Genomic DNA, 14761 nt, shown 5'->3' with positions numbered 1-14761 from the left:
TTTGCCCCGCCGGAATTTCGGTATTTGACATTAGGCCCAACCCTGCTGAACTTACCTTCGCAGAACCTTAATTATCTGTTAACACCATGAGGAGCTTCACCATGTGGACTAAACCTAAATTTGTTGATTTACGCTTAGGTCTGGAAGTTACGCTGTACATCTCTAACCGTTAATCTCCCTATGCCCGCGGCCTGCCGTGGGCATTCTTTTCTACTCTCTTTCTGGTTACCACATGCAGATTAACGTTCTCGGTTCTGCGGCGGGCGGCGGGTTTCCCCAGTGGAACTGCAACTGCACCAACTGTCAGGGCGTGCGTAACGGCACCCTGAACGCCACGGCGCGTACGCAATCCTCTATTGCACTGAGCGATGACGGCACAGACTTTGTGCTGTGCAACGCCTCGCCGGATATCGCCCGGCAAATTGCAGCCACTCCGGCGCTCAATAAAACTGGCGCACTGCGCGGCACCGCTATCGGCGCCATCATTCTGACCGACAGCCAGATCGATCACAGCGCCGGGCTGTTGAGCCTGCGCGAAGGCTGCCCGCATCAGGTCTGGTGTACGCCAGAAGTCCATGACGATTTGACCCAGGGCTTCCCGGTCTTCACGATGCTGACGCACTGGAACGGCGGACTTGTCCATCATGCAATTACTCCCGGCGAGCCGTTCTCCGTGGCGGTCTGCCCGGCGCTAACCTTTACCGCGATCCCCCTGCTAAGCAACGCCCCGCCCTATTCGCAGTACCGGGGAAAACCGCTGCCTGGCCACAATGTCGCGCTGTTTATCGAAGATACCCGCAGCGGTAAAACGCTGCTGTATGCGCCCGGCCTGGGCGAACCGGACAGCGAGCTATTGGGCTGGATGAAAAAGGCCGACTGCCTGCTGATTGACGGTACGCTGTGGCACGACAATGAACTGGCCGCCACCGGCGTCGGCAGCAATACCGGTAAGGACATGGGTCACCTGGCCCTGGCCGAGGAGCAGGGGCTGATTGCGCTGCTGGCCTCGATGCCTGCTGCGCGCAAAATTTTAATTCATATCAACAATACCAACCCGATCCTTGATGCGGACTCGGCTGAACGTCAGGCGCTGACGCAGCTGGGTATCGAGGTAAGCTGGGATGGTATGCGCATTGACCTTTAGCGAGATGAAGATGAAGCCAGATAACTTACCTGCCGAGCCAATGACCCCCGAGGCCTTTGAGCAGGCACTGCGCGCGAAAGGCGCCTACTACCACATCCATCATCCCTGGCATATTGCGATGCACAACGGGAAATGCACCCGCGAGCAAATCCAGGGCTGGGTGGCGAACCGCTTCTATTACCAGACCAGCATCCCGCTGAAAGATGCAGCGATCATGGCAAACTGCCCCGACCCGCTGACGCGCCGTAAATGGGTACAGCGCATTCTCGATCACGACGGTCAGGAAGGGAGCGAAGGCGGTATTGAAGCCTGGCTGCGCCTGGGTGAGGCGGTCGGGCTGGATCGCGACGTGCTGCTCTCTGAACGCATGGTCCTGCCGGGCGTCCGCTTCGCCGTGGATGCCTACGTCAGTTTTGCCCGCCGGGCGGTGTGGCAGGAGGCAGCCTGTAGCTCGCTGACCGAACTCTTTGCGCCGCAGATCCACCAGTCACGGCTCGACAGCTGGCCGCAGCACTATAGCTGGATTGAAGAGGCGGGCTACGGCTACTTCCGCAGCCGTCTGAGCCAGGCGAATCGCGATGTTGAACACGGTTTACAGCTGGCGCTTGAGTGGTGCACTACGGTTGAGAAACAGCAGCGTATGCTGGAGATCCTCCAGTTCAAGCTGGATATTCTGTGGAGCATGCTGGATGCCATGACCATGGCCTATGAGATGAACCGGCCTCCGTATCACACCGTGACCGACAAGATCGTCTGGCACAATGAGAGACTGCCATAATGCCCCTTAACGAACAGCACATCCCGTCCTTCCGCCGTGGCTATCGGCTACAGTGGGAGCCAACCCAGGAGTGCCACGTTATCCTCTACCCGGAAGGGATGGCAAAGCTGAATGACAGCGCCGCCGCGATTTTACAGCGGGTTGACGGCGCGCGTTCGCTGGCCACCCTGATCGCCGAGCTTAACGCCCAGTTTCCTGACGCCGGCGGCGTGGATGAAGATGTGAAAGAGTTCTTCGTTCAGGCCATTGAACAAAAGTGGATAATTTTCCGTGAACCTGCTTAAACCCCAGGTCAATCCGCCGCTCTGGCTGCTGGCGGAACTGACCTACCGCTGCCCTCTGCAGTGTCCCTATTGCTCTAATCCGCTGGACTTTGCCCAGCAGGAAAAAGAGCTGACCACTGACCAGTGGATCGAAGTCTTCAGGCAGGCACGCGCGATGGGCGCCGTTCAGCTGGGCTTCTCCGGGGGTGAACCCCTGGTGCGTAAGGATCTGCCCGAGCTGATCCGCGCCGCGCGCGATCTGGGCTTCTATACCAACCTGATCACCTCCGGCATCGGCCTGACAGAGAAGAAAATTGACGCCTTTGCTGAGGCGGGGCTGGATCATATTCAGATCAGCTTCCAGGCCAGCGATGAAACGCTTAATGCGGCCCTGGCCGGATCGCAAAAGGCTTTCCAGACCAAGCTGGCGATGGCCAAAGCGGTTAAGGCCCACGGCTATCCGATGGTGCTGAACTTCGTGCTGCATCGGCACAATATCGACCAGATTGACCGTATTATCGATCTGAGCATTGAGCTGGAAGCCGATGACGTGGAGCTGGCGACCTGTCAGTTTTACGGCTGGGCGCAGCTTAACCGCGAAGGGCTGCTGCCCACGCGCGATCAAATTGCCCGCGCGGAGGCGGTGGTCCAACGCTATCGCGAGACCATGACTACCAGCGGCAACCTGGCTAACCTGCTGTTTGTGACGCCCGATTACTACGAAGAGCGGCCAAAAGGCTGCATGGGCGGCTGGGGGGCTATTTTCCTCAGCGTCACGCCGGAGGGAATGGCCCTGCCCTGTCACAGCGCCCGTCAGTTGCCGATCGCGTTCCCGTCGGTGCTGGAGCATTCGCTACAGGAAATCTGGTATGAGTCGTTCGGATTTAACAAATACCGCGGCTTTGACTGGATGCCGGAACCCTGCCGCTCCTGTGATGAGAAAGAGCGCGATTTTGGCGGCTGCCGCTGCCAGGCCTGGATGCTAACCGGCAATGCGGACAATACCGATCCGGTTTGTGGCAAATCACCACACCATGGCAAAATCCTGGAGGCGCGCGAACAGGCCAACTGCACCAATATTCAGATCAACCAGCTGCAGTTCCGCAATCGCGTCAACTCCCAGCTGATCTTTAAAGGCTGACGCGCAATATGGCCCCGGCTGACAGGCAGCAGAGGATCCGGCTGGCTAACGGCGTGCGCGTCAGGCTGATCGAGGATCCCTGTGCCACGCAATCGGCGGCGCTGCTACAGCTTGCTGCGGGCAGCCATCATGAGCCGGATGCGTGGCCAGGCCTGGCCCATCTGCTGGAACACGTGCTGTTTACCGGCAGTGAAGGCTTTCAGGGAAGCGACCGACTGATGGCCTGGGTGCCCGCGCAGGGCGGAAAGCTGAATGCGACAACCCTCGCCACCTCCACCGCCTGGTTTGTCGGGGTCAATCCGGCGCAGCTGGACGGGGCGCTGGCAAGGCTGGTCGATATGCTGGCTTTTCCTCTGGTGGCCGTTGAAGCCATCGCTCAGGAAGTGGCGGTGATTGACGCGGAATACCGCATGCTGGCTTCTCATACCGAGACCCTGACCGGGGCGGCACTGAGCCACGCCTTTGCGCAGCCGCATCCCCTTCACCGCTTCCAGGTGGGTAATCAGGCCCGCTTTGGCGATGATAACGTGGCGCTCCAGCGGGCGCTACGCGCATACCACCAGCGCTTTTTCCACGCTGGCAGGCTAACGCTCTGGCTCCAGGGCCCGCAGCCGCTCGCGGAGCTGCGCGCGCTGGCGGAACGGTGGGGCAATCTGTTTCGCCCCGCTACGCCGGGCGCTCATCATCCTGCTGACGGGCTGGTAAATATCCGTGCGCGACGGCCTCAGCGGATAAACGATCTACCCCTGCTTGCGCTGCGTCCCCAATGCATAAGCGATCTACCCCGGCTTGCGCTGCGGCCCCAATGCAAAAGCGATCTACCCCGGCTTGCGCTGCGGCCCCAACGGGCGTTCGCGCTGCGTAACGCCGCTGCCCGACTGATGCTATTCAGCTTTGTTATTGACGATCCCGCCGTCGAAACCTTTTCTCTGCTACAGGCGCTACTGCTGGATACCGCCGCGTACAGCCTGCTGGCTACGCTACGGGCGGCGGGGCTTTGCGACGATGTACGGCTGCTGGAACCCTGGCGCAGCCCGGTTCAGTCAGTGCTGACCATTGAGTTCCAGCTCTGCGAACCGGTTGATGAAGGTACTGCGCCTCGACTCTCTCTTGAAGCTGTCTTTAACCGCTGGCTGGCGATGCTACAGGATCTCCCCGCTGACGGGCTAAGCCACTATGCTGCCCTGGCCCTTCAGCGCTTCAGGCAGCTTGATCCTCTCGATCAGCTGCGGGCGCGGGCCTTTTCCCTGCCGCCGCCCGAATCAAAAGCGGAGCGGCTTGCGGCACGGTGGCAACATCTGCTGACTCAGCTGCGTCCGGAGCGGATGACCCGGCTATGGGTATCACCCGCGGTGACCGCCGATGCAAGAGAGGTACAGGGCTTCTGGCTGGATCTCAACGCGGTTGAGTGGCCTGGGATTGCCTGCCGACAGGAGAACGCAGGGTCAGGGGGTGCTAACCTGCTGATGGACGCAGGGCCTGGTGGGGTTACTAACCTGCTGATGGACGCAGATTCCGGGGTAGCTAACCTGCCGGTGATGGCGTTTTATTCCGGCGCGTCCCTGCCCCCGCCCTCCGCCCTGCTGTCAGAGCCGGTCGCGCTGCACAGCGTCCCGGGCAGCGATAAACCCTGTCTGCTCCTCAGCCCACTGCCCAACCAGCCGCTGTCACCGCGCGTGGCGGCCATTATTGAGTCATCGCTCCAGACGGTAAGCGGCGACTGCCTGCATAATGGCGGCGAACTCAGCTTTAGCCGTCGGCAGGGGATCTGGCTGCTCCAGCTGCGGGGAGACCCTGAGCTGCTGCTGTCCGCGCTAAATGCCGTGATCCAGCAATTAATTGCCCCCACTGCCTCTGATATCCAAAAAGGGGAGCGGCTGGCCCGTCGTGCGCGGCAACAGCTGACCTCGGATATCGCAGTACGATGTCTGCTGGCACAGCTTCCCGGCCTGATTCGTGGAGAAGGAGCGGTGGATAACAGTGAGGGCCATCTGCCCCGCCTCCACTGGTCTGCCACGCTTTACGGCGGGGATAAGGCGTTTAGCCTGGCGCTTGCCAGGCTGCTGTCCCGCTTTCCGGCAGAATTTAACCCTGAGCCGCCCGTTCCAGCTGCCTTTGCATCAGGGAAATCATTGAAATGCCCTACCGAAAGTCGGGACGCCGCTGTGGTCGTCTTCTGCCCGCTAACCGAGCCGACGGCGACAGGTCTGGCCGCCTGGCAGCTGATGGCCGTTCTGTTTGAACCCCGCTTTTTCCAGCAGTACCGGGTGGAGAGAAATATTGGCTATGTGGTCAGCTGCCGTTTTCATCAGGTCGCAGGCGTAGCCGGGTTGCTGTTTGCCCTACAGTCGCCATCGCGGTCGGTTGAGGAACTGCTGGGTTATATCGAGGAATTTATCGCGCAGAGGGCAGAGGAGATTGACGGATTAACCGAAGAAGCGATAAGGAAAACCTCCCTGCCGCTGCGCGAGGGGCTACACGAAGCCGTCTTCCGCCATGCAGCAGGCTGCGTGGCTGACTGGCAGCAAAGACAGCTCGCTCTGCCCGTTTTAACCGCAGATTCATTTACGCAGCTGTCACCTTGCGCGCTCAAAAAGTATTATCGCCAGCTGGCACACTACCCGCACTGCTGGTGGCAGCTAAGCAACTTTCCTGGAACGCCCTGAGACAGGCCGTACCCACGCGGCCCAACGCTCCCCCCCGATGACTCGGTTTTCACCCTCACAGGGATGGCGCAGTCAGTGCCCTCTCCGTGAGCGACCTGCGAGCAGTGATACGGCACGCTGACCGCTAGCGTTTCACCGGTTATTTTTATAGCGCGTCGGCCAGATGGCTTCCGGTCTTTCGTTCAGCGCGTCGGCAATAAGCTTTTCACCTTTAGGCCAGGGACGGCGTAGCGCATTAGATAACGTTGAAGAGGCCAGCCCCGATTCTCGTGATAAGGCGGACAGGCTGGTGCCTTTTTTCTTTAACGCAGCAATAATGTCTGCCGGGTGCCAATCCTCTCTGTTCATAATTTCCCTCGGGTTTATTTTAAAAAAGAACCATTGTGTAGACTATGGTCTACACACTATACCATGGCATTAACTAAATGTGACTAATAGTCCGTGGACTTATAGACACCTTAAGGTGATGATGAGGACATGGAAACACTAAAAAGCCCTAAAGTTCTTTTCGGTCGAAGAGTAAAACAGCTCAGGCTACAGGCAGGCTTATCTCAAGAAGCGTTTGCACATAAATGTGGTTTGGATCGTACCTATGTCAGTGGAATTGAAAGAGGTTTAAGAAATCCTACCCTTGAAGTTATCGCAATTATTGCGCGAGGGCTGGAAATGGAAATAAAGCATTTAATCGAATTCTGATACACCTTTTAAATAAATACTTATTTTATTTCTCAATTAATCATTAGATTGAAAATAAAAACCCTCCTGTAACCCACTATTCTTGCGAAAAATGATTTTTTTATTGCACCCGACGAAATTATGGTGTTTTTTCGGGGGCCCAGGAGTTTAATCTGCCCTATATCCACATTTATTGCTGGCTGATCCTCAGCATTCCTTCCCGCCTAAAAAATATTTCTAATAGCCAGAGAACGACTAACACGTATAAAAACAACGGGTAATAGAGGGTAATATTCTGCTGAGATTTAAAATTAGAGGAAAAAAAACCGGGCAGCCAGGCTCCCGGCATCATTAAACTTCAGAATCCGTAACGAATAGCATCCTTACTCTGCTGCATGAGCGCATCGATTTTAACCGAGTAATGCTCGACGCCGGCACCATCACCTGCCTGTGAGCAGGCGCGCCGCTTCGCATTATAGGCCTTCATCAGCTGGGCCTGCGCAAAGCCGGGCTTACCGTAGCACTCGACGCTTTTCTCCCAGCACAGAATGGCTGCATCAGTATCCTGACGGTCTGCGTAGCGCTTACCCAGCGCATTCAGCGCTTCTGCACGGGCTTTAACAGACAGGTCACGCTGCAAAATCTCGTTTATTTCCGCGTTCATCTTGCCTCCATTGAAGGTTGCCATCAGTGGAAAAAGTTAAGAATATGGCCAAATATCAGGCCGATACCAATAACATCGGAATCGCTAAAGGTCACGTTTTCCATGCCGAACTGACCTAAAAGAGGGAGCAGCAGCGCAGGCAGGAGCGTAATAAATAGCCCGTGAAAAATACCGCCAATAACCGCTCCCCGTCGTCCTCCCACGGCGTTAGCAAACACGCCTGCCGTACCGCCCGCAAAGAAGTTGGTCAGCATGCCGGGAAGGATCATCGCCAGACCTACCCACGGAAAGAGGAACATGCCGATGACTGACCCCAGGGTAGTGGAGATAAAGCCGATGATGACGGCGTTCGGCGCATAGGGGAAGAGTACCGGACAGTCCAGCGCCGGCACGGCATTAGGCACAATGCGCAGTGCAATGCCGCGAAAGGCCGGGACAATTTCCGCCAGCAACAGGCGCACCCCGGCAAGCAGCACATAGACCCCGACCACAAACTGGATGGCCTGTAGAAAGGCATATACCAGGTAGTTTACGCCGTTCGACGAGAGGCCAACGACCTCTGGTCCGGCTGCAATTGCGGGTACCAGATAGATGGGGATCATCACCACCATCATTGACAGATAGGTGTCCTGTAAAAAGGAGAGCGCCTGCGGCAAGGCCAGATCCTCGGTGCTCTTTTCAGGGTTACCGACGACCTTTGCGACCCCCGCCTGAACGATGTAGCCAAGCGTACAGAAGTGCCCGAGCGCGAAGTCATCCCCCCCGGTAATTTTACGTACGATGGGTTGGGCAAGCGCAGGCATAAATACGGCCATCAGCCCGGCGAGCACACCGCCCAATACAATAAGTTCCACTCCGCGCAGTCCGCCCATATAGCCAATGACAGAACAGACGGTTGCCATCCACAGGGAAGCCTGCCCGGTTAGAAAGATATATTTAAAACGGCTGAAGCGCGCAATAGCGATATTAACAACAAAGGCAATCACCATAATAAGTGCCGTCTCACGCCCCAGGGTTTGTTGTGCAATACCGGCAATCGACCCAACGTCGGTGACCACACCCCGCATGTTGAAACCTTTCTGGAATATCTCCCCCAAAAAGGTTAACGTCGCGACAATAATATTCGCGCCAGACAGTAGCACCAGGAACCCCAGCAGCGTTTTGAGCGTGCCGGTAATAACCTGACCAGGACTTTTTTTCAGTGAAATAAGACCAATCATGGCGATAAGTGCGATTAATATTGATGCCTGACCCAGCACATCATGAACAATAAAGGTAAGGAAAGACATAAATAAATCCCCTGTTTACTTTCACGGCATACGGAAATTATTTTTTTAAAAAATCATTAGCTAAGAAAGCCCTTCTCTTTTAACACCGGCTCTAGCTTTAATTTTATTTCATTTTTATCCACCAGCCGCTTGAGATAAATAATTGTTGCACTGATGGTGTAATGCTGAAACTGAGTGCGGAAATTTTCGCCGGTCATAATAATATCGGCCCTTGAGGATGAGGCGCTTGAAATATCACAGTGCGACAGATCCGCATCCACACCGAGATCTTTAAGCGCGGCCTCAATACTCATTTCACAGGCAAAACTGCTGCCAAGTCCAGCCCCGCAGACTGCAAGAATAGATAACTTTTTCATTAGAAGTTCCTTGTAGTTTCGTCTTCAGTTTTTTTGCCGCTACCACCTAATGCGGATTCAATTATTATTTAAAGCTTACCTTTTATCTTTTAACGCCTGTTTAGAATTGACTAAGAATTTTCAGCACATCCTTTTTGCTCACGGCATTTCTCATTTTTTCTACGGTTTCCTCCTCGCAAAAAAGCTGTGACAGACTGGCTATCATCTCGATATGAGAATGACTGTCTTTCGCGGCCAGCGCAAAAATGACATAAACCGGATCGTTATCGGGACTATTAAAACTCACGCCTTCAGAAACGATTGCCAGTGAAAGCGCGGTGTTAATCACGCCTTCCTCCGGTCGGGCATGGGGCATGGCAATGCCCTCGCCCAGCACGTAGTAAGGCCCTATCTCCCGGTGCATCTCATAAATGGCGTTGAGGTAGCGGGGTTCCACTTCCCCCCTGGCAATCATCGGCTCTACGGCCAGCGCGACGGCCTGCTGCCAGTCGTCAACCCGCGTGAACATATTCAAATTGCTTTCATTAATCCAGTCAGTCAGCATCTTTTTTATACTCATATAATTAAGGAGTTATTTAATATACGGATCTGAAAAAATTAAAACCGTGATCCACTTACGCATTTACTCCTTGTAAATAAAACGGCATCGAATAGAGAATTACAAATTAAAAACACGACATCATGCTGGCAATTAAATGAAAACCAGGCGAATACATAAAGCAATTATGCTCAGAGGGGTTAATAGCCCTGATAAATAAAAATAATTAATTAATAACTTTTATTTAAGGCCTCCTTTGTCCAGCTAATGACATCATTGATGTCGATATCACCCATTTGATCCAGATTAAAAACGGGGCCTATTTTCATGGGGCCTGCCCATTCGGCCAGTGCGATAAGCTCGGGAATATATTCCGCGCCAGGATGACCGGGCAGCCGTTGGGCCAGACGCGAGGTATAACGCTGTGCGGCCAGCTCACCGGGGATCTGACACCAGATTTCTGCCAGCGCCGTTACCCCGGCTTCCTGCAAAAATTCCCGCAGGTGCTGTTCTGGCTGAAACCCAAACCAGGCATCGACAATAAAGGTGCAATCCGGCGGCGCTGACGCCACGATATGCCAAATCGCCTGATAGCTGGCAAGACCCAGACGACGGTTAAGCAGACGATCGACGTTTTCCAGCTGCTGCATAAACGGTTCTTTAATACCGTCCACGGAAAGAACCGGCCAGCCGGTGGCGTCGGCAAGTGCACGGGCGATGCTGCTTTTACCCGAGGCGGGAATACCGTTAACCATGACCACACGCTTACTGTGCGGGCTGCCGTCGTGGGCGTTCGCCAACTGCCGTTCAGACATGATTCACTGGCTCCTTTGTATTATCAGGAATGTGATCGCTCTCAGGGAAATACTGGCCAATCACCGCCTGGATTTCTTTCAGCCGGGGCACGGCTACGGTTTGCAGCTTATTTCGGGTTTCACTGCTGTCCAGCGAAATACAGTCTTTCCACAAGGCTCTGCCAGCGATTACGCCGGAAGCGCCATTGCTCATAGCATCGGCTACCTGTCCCAGAAAGGTACTGTGATCCACGCCGGCTGAGAGTACGGCCCAGGGCACGTCTCCGGCAAGACGGGTTATCGCAGCACAGGCCTGCGCCGATCCAGGGTAGGGGATTTTCAGCACTTTTGCGCCACATTTCAGCGAAATTTTCGTGCCTTCATAGATCAAAGAGGGAATACGACTCTTATACTCAGCCTCGCTTTCACCTTCAAGCGGATAAGTGAGGAACTCAACGACCAGCAGCAGATCTTCACGACTAAAATCTTCAATGCACTGGCGCAGGAGGGCAATATTGTGCTCGTTCGCGTCCGGACAATCGGCGCGTAGCCACACCATAATTTTTCCGCCATTGCCTCCCAGTTCGCGTACCCTTCGTGCCGTTATCCCCTCCACCAGCCGGGAGTTCCGGTAGCCTGCGGCGGTCGTATCCCAGCCGGAGGCGTCAAGGCCGATCAGTAACGCAGTATCGCGAGCAATAATCCCCTGATCCACCAGGTCGGGGACGGCACAGACCGGATCGACCAGTACGCACGACGCCTGACTGGCCAGACACTGCGTAATGTCGGCTTTGATACGCCCGAGCTGTCGTTCGGAAATGGCTTTCTGCTGGTCGGGGTCGGCGGTAAGCAGGCTGCGCATGGCGCCTCGCTGATCGCAGGCGATCACCAGCATGGCACCATTGCTGCCGCAGATTTGTTGATACCCTCTTAATTCTGACGTGGACATGTGGGACATTAAAAACTCCTTAGATGGTTTGGGTTTTACTACATGTTTACTGCCTCTTTAATCATTTTGACGCTGCAACAATCCTGAGGGGCTTATGCTGACGTGTGGCGTCCCATCAGGGTTTAGCCCGTTCAGCGCATTGCAATTTCACAGGGGTTGCGCAATAATTCTCCAATCGATGATCGGAGTGTAATACATTGCAGAAAGGAATTACAAGCTGAAAGAACCTCTTTTACAAGACGCCGCGACCACGCGAGCGATGATGCATATGGTGGCCAAACTGCACTATCAGTCCGATATGGCACAGGTCGATATTGCTAAGAAGCTGGGGGTGTCTACCGCCACCATTTCGCGCCTGCTGACGAAGGCAAAAGCAGCGGGGATCGTCAGGATTGAGGTTATCGAGTTGACCTCATCTGAGGATTTAACTGCCAGGCTGATTCAGGAGCTGGGCCTGAAGCGCGCCGCCGTGGTGGATGCGCCGCCCGCTAACGTACTGGGTTCGCTGAGTACGCCGCTGGCCGGTTTGCTGACGCAGGCCGGTGTGGTTGCCGGTTCGGTGGTCGGCATTGGCTGGGGACGTGCCGTGCGCGAGGTGACGCTGGCCGGACTGCCTCGCCTTCCCGGCGTGCTGACGGTTGCGCTGAACGGCGGGATGCAGCAGGCGGAAGCCCATTTTCAAATTAATGAATTTGTTCGCCAGGCGGCAGGACAGATGGGTGGGACGCCGCATTTTCTGCATGCGCCCTATATCTCTTCATCCTCCCTTCGTGACGCGTTTCTGCGCGACCCCGGCGTCCAGCAAATTACTTCACTGTGGGACAGGCTCGACGTCGCCATTGTCGGCGTAGGCCTTACCCACGCCCACCATCCGGCGGAAAGCTCCACGGCGACGCCGGACGAACAGGCGCTCAGTCAGGCGGCCGGGGATGTCCTGCGCCACTATGTGACTGAAAGCGGAGACATACTGCACTGGGAGGGGGAAACGCGGATGATCGCGGCCTCACCGGAGCAGCTGCGCAACACGCCGTTGTCGATTGGCGTCGCGGCCACGCCGGAGAAGGCTGCCGGGATTATCGGTGCCGTTCGCGCTAAAATGATTAACGCGCTGGTGACCGATGTCACTACGGCTCAGGCGATTCTTGACCGCCTGATCGCAGCCTCCTGATCCTGCCTGCTGACGAAGGGGGAAATACACTTTCTCCCTTTAAAATAAGCCGTTGCCCCTTTGCTGACATGGGTAACTGATATTATTTCCCCTCCAGGTTCGCAATAAGAATAATTATCAGACCCATTCACAAAATGGAATTATTCACAGCTGGGCGATAATAATTATCAGTTAACTATCATAAGGTTATCAATACTCCTAAAAAGGGTAAAAAATAAAACTAACGGTTTTTATTTCGGCAACACCCGTGCATAATGCGCTCAATTCACCTGTTACCGATTCACCCCCTCTTTTGCTAATGGAGCCACCATGCTGACTGCCGATATGACTGCAAAACTGAACGATCAGTTAAACCTTGAATTCTATTCTGCCAACCTCTATTTACAGATGAGCGCCTGGTCAGCCGATAAAGGATTTGAAGGCGCAGCCGCATTCCTGCGCGACCATTCAGTGGAAGAGATGCAGCATATGCAGCGCCTGTTCAACTATCTGAGCGATACCGGTGCCATGCCTGTGCTGGGCACTATCGTTGCCCCGCCGGTCACCTTCAACTCCCTGAATGATGTGCTGCAACAGGCTTACGAGCATGAGCAGCTGATCACCTCAAAAATTAACGAGCTGGTCCATGCCGCTATGACCACGCAGGACTACTCCACCTTCAACTTCCTGCAGTGGTATGTCTCCGAGCAGCACGAAGAAGAGAAGCTGTTTAAATCCGTTCTGGACAAGCTGGCGCTGGTGAGCGACAGCGGCGAAGGCCTGTTCTTTGTCGATAAAGATCTGATGAAAATGAGCAGCAGCAACGCGCCCCAGGCCTGATTTTTGCGGCGCGCCGTTGCGCGCGGCCGGTTAGCGGTATCGGTAGCGGTAAAAACCCACCTTGCGTGGGTTTTTGTTTTTCAGAAAGCCGGATATTACTGCGCCGCACTGACGGCATCGGGCAGGTTAAGCCGCTGCCAGAAGTTCTGTTCCGGCGTGGTTCCCGATAGCGGGTAGCCGCCAGCCAGCGCCGTTGAAACCATCAGCTGACGACGCTGAGCCGCGCTCAGGTGTGGCAGAGGCCCTTCCAGCAGCACTTCTGCACCCGCCGGCACCACAACGGGCGATGGCTTCACCCGCTCGCGTGGCAGGTTCCAGGTCATGCTGAAACGGTAAAACTGCCGCAGCGAGGGCTGAGTATATGGGTCGGCGGCCCCGGCCGGCTTTGCACAGATCGCAAGCGTGGTACCACACTCTTTTTCCAGCGCACTTCGCAGCTGCTGCTTTGCCTGCACGAAAAGCGCCTGATACGTCGCGTCGTTAAGATAATGCGCCACGTTGCGCTGGGCCACCATGCGTGAGCCAATCAGATCGATGGGATAATGTACGCCCAGCACCATTCGGGAATAGCTGTAGCGGGCAGCGCGATCCATCAGCGGCACAAAACGCTCCGGCAGCATCTCCCCCAACAGCAGGGCATCGGTATAGGCGGTATTGGTATGCCCGCTGGGATAAGACCCCTCACTCGCGCTATAGGGCTTATTGTCTTTCACTATCACCGTATCCGGCACAAGGTGAATGGTATTTCCGGGGATCAGAAACGGACGCGGATTGCCAAACTCTTTTTTCGCCGCACTGGTGCTGACCTCGCTGGCTTTAATAAGCGCAGCCGCCTTATTCAGCTCACCTTTTTTATAGGCGGAAAGAAAGGCCTGCCCCAGCTTCGGTCCCAGCGCATCGGCCAGAAAGAACAGGTGATCCTGCCCTTCTGCATCCACCAGCGCCTGATGGCGCAAACTGGCAGTTGCGTTGAGGTTAACCTCTTCAACCGTTTGCAGGCTGGCGGCGAGGGTACTTTTCGGCAGGGCGGGGAACGCGCTCAGTAGCACAATGCCCGCCTGCTGATTCTCCTTTTTCGCAAAGTCATAACCGCTTTCCTTCAGCCACGTTTTATCCGCCAGCGTTTTGCCCTGCTTTACCTTTTCAAGCTGGTCACGCGTGAGCGTGCTGGCGTCACCTTTTAGCGCCCCAATCAGCGATTGCTGGATAGCCGACTCAAGGGCGACAAACTGCGTATTTTCGCTGCCGGGGGTGGTCATATCGGCGATAGCACGCAGGTGGTCCAGGGTCAGGGTTGTCGTTTTGGCCTGGGTCAGCGGGCTGACCGCCAGGGCAACAGCCAGCAGTGAATAACGAATGCGCATTGCAGTTCCTTTTTTTAAGATGAGGGATACCTTGCCGCAGGCCAGGCTACTGCTAAAAGATGACAGAGGGATGACACACTGGAGGCAGAAACGATACGCGCCCACAATCAGCAGACGCAATTCGCCCCGGCATTCAGGCAGACGCGCAGCGCG

Annotated in this window: 16 protein-coding genes and 1 pseudogene; 9 read left to right on the top strand and 8 right to left on the bottom strand. The window is 55.5% G+C overall.

Features of this window, described 5'->3' with window-relative positions:
• The first annotated feature begins 101 nt into the window (after positions 1-101).
• The 6 genes from pqqA to AAGR22_RS04930 are packed head-to-tail and all read left to right on the top strand — an operon-like array spanning position 102 to position 5992.
• On the top strand, positions 102-173 hold the full coding sequence (pqqA, locus tag AAGR22_RS04955) for a pyrroloquinoline quinone precursor peptide PqqA (RefSeq protein ID WP_071822147.1): 72 nt from the start codon (positions 102-104) through the stop codon (positions 171-173).
• A 59-nt stretch (positions 174-232) separates the two neighbouring features.
• On the top strand, positions 233-1144 hold the full coding sequence (gene pqqB / locus AAGR22_RS04950; RefSeq protein ID WP_345830649.1) for a pyrroloquinoline quinone biosynthesis protein PqqB: 912 nt from the start codon (positions 233-235) through the stop codon (positions 1142-1144).
• A gap of 10 nt (positions 1145-1154) precedes the next feature.
• Positions 1155-1922 (top strand): pyrroloquinoline-quinone synthase PqqC, encoded by a 768-nt coding sequence (gene pqqC, locus AAGR22_RS04945; RefSeq protein WP_067706904.1) that lies wholly within the window; start codon positions 1155-1157, stop codon positions 1920-1922.
• Complete coding sequence (gene pqqD, locus AAGR22_RS04940) at positions 1922-2206, top strand: pyrroloquinoline quinone biosynthesis peptide chaperone PqqD (RefSeq protein WP_067706468.1); 285 nt, start codon at positions 1922-1924, stop codon at positions 2204-2206. The genes pqqC and pqqD overlap by 1 nt, the downstream gene beginning before the upstream one ends.
• Complete coding sequence (pqqE, locus tag AAGR22_RS04935) at positions 2193-3326, top strand: pyrroloquinoline quinone biosynthesis protein PqqE (RefSeq protein WP_067706471.1); 1134 nt, start codon at positions 2193-2195, stop codon at positions 3324-3326. Before pqqD ends, pqqE begins: the two co-directional genes overlap by 14 nt.
• 8 nt (positions 3327-3334) lie before the next feature.
• A complete protein-coding gene (locus tag AAGR22_RS04930; protein WP_345830645.1) occupies positions 3335-5992 on the top strand; it encodes an insulinase family protein in 2658 nt (885 codons plus the stop codon).
• A gap of 132 nt (positions 5993-6124) precedes the next feature.
• Here the strand turns inward: AAGR22_RS04930 and AAGR22_RS04925 are convergent, their stop codons facing one another.
• Positions 6125-6340 carry a helix-turn-helix transcriptional regulator gene (locus AAGR22_RS04925; protein ID WP_067706480.1) on the bottom strand — a complete coding sequence of 72 codons (216 nt, stop codon included), beginning with the start codon at positions 6338-6340 and terminating at the stop codon, positions 6125-6127.
• A 129-nt stretch (positions 6341-6469) separates the two neighbouring features.
• Here AAGR22_RS04925 and AAGR22_RS04920 point away from each other — a divergent pair, with 129 nt between their 5' ends.
• Entirely contained in the window at positions 6470-6688 is a 219-nt protein-coding gene (locus tag AAGR22_RS04920) for a helix-turn-helix transcriptional regulator (protein WP_345830642.1), read from the top strand.
• A 337-nt stretch (positions 6689-7025) separates the two neighbouring features.
• Here the strand turns inward: AAGR22_RS04920 and AAGR22_RS04915 are convergent, their stop codons facing one another.
• The 6 genes and pseudogenes from AAGR22_RS04915 to AAGR22_RS04890 all read right to left on the bottom strand — a co-directional run bounded on the left by AAGR22_RS04915 (position 7026) and on the right by AAGR22_RS04890 (position 11266).
• Positions 7026-7331, bottom strand: a complete 306-nt coding sequence (locus AAGR22_RS04915; RefSeq protein ID WP_345830640.1) for a hypothetical protein — start codon at positions 7329-7331, stop codon at positions 7026-7028.
• Positions 7332-7375: 44 nt separating this feature from the next.
• Positions 7376-8620, bottom strand: a pseudogene (locus AAGR22_RS04910) (PTS sugar transporter subunit IIC); the annotation flags it as partial.
• A 56-nt stretch (positions 8621-8676) separates the two neighbouring features.
• Positions 8677-8976, bottom strand: a complete 300-nt coding sequence (locus tag AAGR22_RS04905) for a PTS sugar transporter subunit IIB (protein ID WP_067706489.1) — start codon at positions 8974-8976, stop codon at positions 8677-8679.
• 100 nt (positions 8977-9076) lie between these two features.
• Positions 9077-9484: a PTS sugar transporter subunit IIA gene (locus tag AAGR22_RS04900; protein WP_231877628.1), complete on the bottom strand. Its 408-nt coding sequence runs from the start codon at positions 9482-9484 to the stop codon at positions 9077-9079.
• Between the two features lie 260 nt (positions 9485-9744).
• Positions 9745-10329 (bottom strand): AAA family ATPase, encoded by a 585-nt coding sequence (locus tag AAGR22_RS04895; RefSeq protein ID WP_345830637.1) that lies wholly within the window; start codon positions 10327-10329, stop codon positions 9745-9747.
• Entirely contained in the window at positions 10322-11266 is a 945-nt protein-coding gene (locus tag AAGR22_RS04890) for a tagatose-bisphosphate aldolase (protein WP_345830635.1), read from the bottom strand. The genes AAGR22_RS04895 and AAGR22_RS04890 overlap by 8 nt, the downstream gene beginning before the upstream one ends.
• Positions 11267-11525: 259 nt before the next feature.
• On the opposite strand from AAGR22_RS04890, the gene AAGR22_RS04885 reads away from it, so the two are divergent.
• Positions 11526-12425, top strand: a complete 900-nt coding sequence (locus tag AAGR22_RS04885) for a sugar-binding domain-containing protein (RefSeq protein ID WP_067706911.1) — start codon at positions 11526-11528, stop codon at positions 12423-12425.
• A 309-nt stretch (positions 12426-12734) separates the two neighbouring features.
• Positions 12735-13244, top strand: coding sequence for a non-heme ferritin (gene ftnA, locus AAGR22_RS04880; RefSeq protein WP_067706498.1), 510 nt, complete (start codon positions 12735-12737; stop codon positions 13242-13244).
• Positions 13245-13339: 95 nt separating this feature from the next.
• Here ftnA and AAGR22_RS04875 read toward each other — a convergent pair whose 3' ends face one another.
• Entirely contained in the window at positions 13340-14608 is a 1269-nt protein-coding gene (locus tag AAGR22_RS04875; RefSeq protein WP_067706501.1) for a phosphatase PAP2 family protein, read from the bottom strand.
• Positions 14609-14761: the final 153 nt, after the last annotated feature.

This window comes from Erwinia sp. HDF1-3R (genome assembly GCF_039621855.1).
Classification (GTDB): Bacteria; Pseudomonadota; Gammaproteobacteria; order Enterobacterales; family Enterobacteriaceae; genus Erwinia.
Note: the sequence above shows the minus strand (reverse complement) of the source record. Positions and strands in the feature narration are given on the sequence as shown.

What these genes read in the sequence shown, in the direction of transcription:
- pqqB (WP_345830649.1), top strand. Translation starts at nt 233, where the DNA reads ATGCAGATTAACGTTCTCGGTTCTGCGGCGGGCGGCGGGTTTCCCCAG.
- pqqC (WP_067706904.1), top strand. Translation starts at nt 1,155, where the DNA reads ATGAAGCCAGATAACTTACCTGCCGAGCCAATGACCCCCGAGGCCTTT.
- pqqD (WP_067706468.1), top strand. Translation starts at nt 1,922, where the DNA reads ATGCCCCTTAACGAACAGCACATCCCGTCCTTCCGCCGTGGCTATCGG.
- AAGR22_RS04930 (WP_345830645.1), top strand. Translation starts at nt 3,335, where the DNA reads ATGGCCCCGGCTGACAGGCAGCAGAGGATCCGGCTGGCTAACGGCGTG.
- AAGR22_RS04925 (WP_067706480.1), bottom strand. Translation starts at nt 6,340, where the DNA reads ATGAACAGAGAGGATTGGCACCCGGCAGACATTATTGCTGCGTTAAAG.
- AAGR22_RS04920 (WP_345830642.1), top strand. Translation starts at nt 6,470, where the DNA reads ATGGAAACACTAAAAAGCCCTAAAGTTCTTTTCGGTCGAAGAGTAAAA.
- AAGR22_RS04915 (WP_345830640.1), bottom strand. Translation starts at nt 7,331, where the DNA reads ATGAACGCGGAAATAAACGAGATTTTGCAGCGTGACCTGTCTGTTAAA.
- AAGR22_RS04905 (WP_067706489.1), bottom strand. Translation starts at nt 8,976, where the DNA reads ATGAAAAAGTTATCTATTCTTGCAGTCTGCGGGGCTGGACTTGGCAGC.
- AAGR22_RS04900 (WP_231877628.1), bottom strand. Translation starts at nt 9,484, where the DNA reads ATGTTCACGCGGGTTGACGACTGGCAGCAGGCCGTCGCGCTGGCCGTA.
- AAGR22_RS04895 (WP_345830637.1), bottom strand. Translation starts at nt 10,329, where the DNA reads ATGTCTGAACGGCAGTTGGCGAACGCCCACGACGGCAGCCCGCACAGT.
- AAGR22_RS04890 (WP_345830635.1), bottom strand. Translation starts at nt 11,266, where the DNA reads ATGTCCCACATGTCCACGTCAGAATTAAGAGGGTATCAACAAATCTGC.
- AAGR22_RS04885 (WP_067706911.1), top strand. Translation starts at nt 11,526, where the DNA reads ATGGTGGCCAAACTGCACTATCAGTCCGATATGGCACAGGTCGATATT.
- ftnA (WP_067706498.1), top strand. Translation starts at nt 12,735, where the DNA reads ATGCTGACTGCCGATATGACTGCAAAACTGAACGATCAGTTAAACCTT.
- AAGR22_RS04875 (WP_067706501.1), bottom strand. Translation starts at nt 14,608, where the DNA reads ATGCGCATTCGTTATTCACTGCTGGCTGTTGCCCTGGCGGTCAGCCCG.